The sequence below is a fragment of the Frankia sp. CcWB2 genome (assembly GCF_977927585.1).
In genome coordinates this window covers 7,087-10,618 of the sequence record NZ_CDWRCM010000159.1, presented here as the reverse complement: position 1 = coordinate 10,618, position 3,532 = coordinate 7,087, and the positions used below count along the sequence as shown (strand labels likewise).

The 3,532-nt window shown below is 66.3% G+C and carries 3 protein-coding genes; 1 reads left to right on the top strand and 2 read right to left on the bottom strand.

Annotation, left to right across the window (positions count from 1 at the left end; translation table 11 throughout):
- Nucleotides 1–324: 324 nt before the first annotated feature.
- Nucleotides 325–594, top strand: coding sequence for a hypothetical protein (locus tag ACY45C_RS15860; RefSeq protein WP_462188364.1), 270 nt, complete (start codon nucleotides 325–327; stop codon nucleotides 592–594).
- 777 nt (nucleotides 595–1,371) lie between these two features.
- Here the strand turns inward: ACY45C_RS15860 and ACY45C_RS15855 are convergent.
- Nucleotides 1,372–2,784 (bottom strand): cation:proton antiporter, encoded by a 1,413-nt coding sequence (locus ACY45C_RS15855; protein ID WP_462188363.1) that lies wholly within the window; start codon nucleotides 2,782–2,784, stop codon nucleotides 1,372–1,374.
- 159 nt (nucleotides 2,785–2,943) lie between these two features.
- On the bottom strand, nucleotides 2,944–3,532 hold a 589-nt coding region (locus ACY45C_RS15850), incomplete at its 5' end, for an ATP-grasp domain-containing protein (RefSeq protein WP_462188362.1).

Here is a 3,532-nt window from a genome sequence, read left to right as displayed (position 1 = left end):
ATGTTCGAGGGGAACATCGAGGTCTGTTTCGACAACATCTCGCACTCGGTCGTCATGGGCCGGCTGCAGAAAAGGGTCACTGACAGGCGCGTGCCCACGCTGGTGAAGGCGTTTCTGAAGGCTGGGATCCTTGGTGAGGATCAGGTCAGCACCGGTGGTCTGACAGCACGCAACAGGCCACGGTATGACCGGCGCGTAAACGTGTGGAGGGCCCGGTGCCCAGTAATGGGTACGCCGGGTTCGGGGGACGGCCCGGGGAGACGGGTCGGTGGAAACACCAGTACCGCGCCCCGGGTCGGTCCCACCTCGCCAACAAGGCGGTCGGTGATGTCCGCCGGAGGGCCACCCACCGGATCCGCGGCCGCCGCGGCCGCGCTACCGACCCCGAGTACACGATCAAAGGACTTCTCGTCCGGGGCCCCGCGGACGCTCACCCCGGCCGGCCGCAACCGGATCCTGACCACCCTGGCAACCCTCGGCGGCGAGGCCGCCTTCGAGATCGACGCTGCCTGGCGCGCGAAGAACCTCCTGCTCGAATACACAGAGCACACAGAGCACATGGCTTCAAGATTCAGAACGGGCTCTCGCGCCTGACTGTCAAGGACGCCCGCAAGGTTTGGAAGAAGCGGGCTGGTTCACCCGCCGGAGATATGGCTGTGACCAACGGGCGGACGCTTCAGGATCTTCCCGGCCTCTCGGGTAGGTGGAAAACCCGACCTCTCGGGTAGGTGGAAAAGTTGCGCATAGGGCAGTAGACTACTGAATCATTATGGACACCATATATTCCTTCCGATCCCGGCGGCCCCGGACACCGAGACACCGTGACCGTCGAGCCATGGTGACGGTGCTTGGCGCCCTCGTCATTCCATCGGCTCTGTTCCTCAGTGGCTGCGGCCAGAACTACAAGCAGGACAACGGCGGCGCCGTGCCCGTGCCGCGGTCCAGTACCGAGAGTTTGCAAGGCGCGACACCCCGGCCGGCGCCGGCCGGGGTCATCGGCCACGTTACGAATGGCCTGGCCCAGACGGCGGTCCCCACCCCTCCCGGCGGAAAATTCTAAGAACCTGTTTTAAATCTTGTCTTGACCTCGGACGCGCGCCGAGCGCCAGGGATCGGACTCCGGCGCTCGGCGTGCCAACCGGTCGACAGCTTGCTTTATCGGGTTGGGATACGGGACCGGGGTAATTCTAAAACAGCTTTTTAGGTCGGTGGCCTAGGGGATTCGTACCCCTGGGCAGGTAGAGGCAGGGTGACAGGGCGATCCCGAAGAGCCAATCCTGCAGCCGTTGACCTGTCCGTGGTCTTCCCGACGGGCTGACGAGCGGGAGTGACCCGGTCGGGTCGCGCGGGTCGAGAACATCCTCGCCCCACCTACACCACATCCGACCGAGTTACGAAACAACCTTTTGTAGGATACGGGTGTTTGACGGCAAGGCCAGCGCTAGCGTCGGGCAGCGGAATGTGCGCTTTCGGTGTCGCTGGTGGGGTCCAGCCGCCGTAGTGTCTCGTCTGCGCTGCGCTGTGCTCCACCCGTTGCATCGTGAGGTGCAGGATCGGCGGGGTCATCATGGTGGTGACGAGCGCCACGAGAACCACCACCGTGTAAGCTGCCGTGTTCAACACGCCGAGGCGCAGCCCCACTCCGGCGACGACCAGGCCGATGACCCCGCGGGCGTTGAGCCCGGCGCCGAGCGCGAGGGCCTCCCAGTGGCCGAGCCGGCTGGCCCGGGCGCCGAGGTAGGCACCGGCGAACTTGCCTGCGACGGCAAGCAGCAGGACCACCAGGCCGGCGGCGAGGACCGACAGGTCGGTGAGCTTGCCGAGATCGACCCGTAGCCCGGCGGTGGCGAAGAAGATCGGCGCCAGCACGGTGAGCACCACCGTCCGCAGCGGCGCGACCCGGTCGGGAGCGAAACCCCGGCTGGAACCGATGACGATGCCGGCGATGAACGCGCCGAAGACCGCCTCGAGTCTCAGCGCCTCCGTGGCCGCCGCCGCGGCCAGGATCAGTACGGTGATGGCCACGATGTGGCCACCGCCGTGGCGCGCCGTGCTGGCGTATCGAAGTGCCCTTCGGACCGTCGGAGGACCGGCTACCAGGGCGGCCAGCACGGCGCCGAGCACGCTGACCACCGGCACGGCGATGTCACTGCCACGCACGCCCGTGGTCGCTATCGCCGACATCATGGAGAGTGCGGACCACCCGGCCACGTCGTCGACTGCGGCCGCGGCCAGGGTGAGCTGGCCGACGTTGCGGTCCAGCAGGTTCATGTCGATGAGGATCTTCGCGGCTACCGGGATCGCGCTGACCCCGAGCGCGACGCCGAGGAACAGCGCGAACACCAGCCGATGGGCGCCGTCCGCGACGAGAGAGCCGGGCAGCAGCAGACCCGCCAAGACGCCGAGGCCCACCGGAACCAGCAGCCCGGCGAGGCCGACCCGGGCGGCGGTCAGACCCCGGCGCCGCAGCATCTGGATGTCCATCTCTATGCCGATGAATCCGACCAGCAGAATCACGCCGAGCTGGCCGACGGCGTCGAGGAGATGGAACTGGTCGGCCCGTGCGGGCAACAGCCAGCCGGCGAAGCCAGGCGTGAGCGTGCCGAGCAGGGATGGCCCGAGGATCACGCCGGTGAGGAGTGCACCCACCACTGCCGGCATTCCCAGCCGCATTGCCGCCCGCCCGAGGAGATAAGCCAGCCCGAGCAGGACGGCGATCTGGAGCAGGAAAACGAGAAGTACATGGGACGACAGCGCGGCTACCGGACCGGATGCGTTGACCATCACTACTCCTGGGAAGGGCAGGCGGACGTCTAAACCGACGGTGACGCCGAGCACGAGCGAGAGTGGGAGGACGAGGTAAACCGCGGGTAGGTCCGATGCGCTGCGTACATAACCGTTGCTCCCCCCGGGCCGGCGAGCGTTTCTCGGTAGATCATCGGGTCAGCCGCCAACCGCCCGCATGATGGTTTTTGCGTACGTGTCGTAGGCGTTGCCCTCGGTCAGGAGCAGACGGGGGATGACGAGCTCACATGCCAGTAGCCGCAGCACACGGTGTTCGTCCCGCAAGCCGTCAACCCGGCCGAAGATCAACGGTCCGTATCGGTTTTCCAGTGCTTCATACACACCGTACGCCCATTCACGCTCGGCTGGTGTCGGCTGGATCACTTCGTTCCGGCCGCCGAACGGTTCGTGTGCCCACCAGCCGCCGTCCCGGGCGACTCTTTTGCGGACCGTGTGGCTCAACTTTCCGTCTAGGAAGACGAAGGAGAGTTCCCCGTGGGTCAGGATCGATGAAAGAAAGGGCTGGACACAGACGTGATGAGTGGACACCAGGTCACGGAGCAGAGTCTCGGGTTCCGTGTCGCGGCGTGGTGCCAGGCCCGTCGTCGACGTTGCTTTGTGGCCGTTCCGGACGAAGTGCGTTGCTGAGGTGCTCGGCCCGCTCCGTGAGACCCGGAAGGTGCGCCAGGAGCCGGCCGAGACGGTTGGCTTGATGACGGCATGGTCCCATCCGGTCTGGGCCATGAGC